At 68.1% G+C, this 711-nt stretch carries 1 protein-coding gene and 1 pseudogene; both read right to left on the minus strand.

Annotated features, from left to right (window positions below; translation table 11 throughout):
- Positions 1-372, minus strand: a 372-nt coding sequence (locus tag JCM19049_RS16555) for an NAD(P)H-hydrate epimerase (RefSeq protein ID WP_279403467.1), incomplete at its 3' end; no start/stop codon positions are given.
- Between the two features lie 181 nt (positions 373-553).
- Positions 554-711 (minus strand): annotated as a pseudogene (locus tag JCM19049_RS21620) (holo-ACP synthase); the annotation flags it as partial.

Below are 711 nucleotides of genomic sequence, written 5' to 3' on the forward strand. Positions count from 1 at the left end.
CCAGCCCGGAGGCACGTCCACCGCCAACACGGGCACGCCGCGCGGGACGGTGGGCAGTTTGGCATCAGGGCGGTAGCCCAGACCGTAAATGGCATCGATCACCAGATCGGCACCGGAGGCCGCCTGGGGCGCGTCCGCGGCGGTGGTGATGGTGCCCCCGGCGGTGCGCAGTTCCTCCAGCGCCGGGGCGTGGGACTTCTCGCTGAGCAGCACCGCGGTGGCGTTGTGTCCCTGGCGGGCCAGGTTTGCCAGCGCGTAGAGCCCGTCCCCGCCGTTGTTGCCCGGGCCGATCAGCCCGACAATGTTCTTCCCCGGCTCGCGGTGCAGCAGCTGCACGGCCGCGTCGCTGACCGCGGCGGCCGCCTGCTTCATCAGTTCCTCGGAGCCTCGCCGGGAAATTTCGGCCTTCTCAACCGTTCGGACCTGCGCAACACTGAAGACGGGGATCATAGATTCAGAATACTCACCGTAGCTTGGCATGGTGAGGTTTGAGGCGTCCCGTGTCGTAAACTCCCAGCCGGGGTGGCGGGGTAGCAATGGGATAGTAGCGGCACTAGGCGCGCTCGGCGACCACCATCGCCACCGCCATGTCTCCGTCATGGCTCAGGGACAGATGCCAGGAGTGGATGCCGCGCAGCGCCGCGGCGGTGGCCACACTACCCGTCACGTGCACCTGCGGGTCCCGGCCGCGTCCTTGATGATCGAGCAGTC

This window comes from Arthrobacter sp. JCM 19049, from assembly GCF_001310435.1.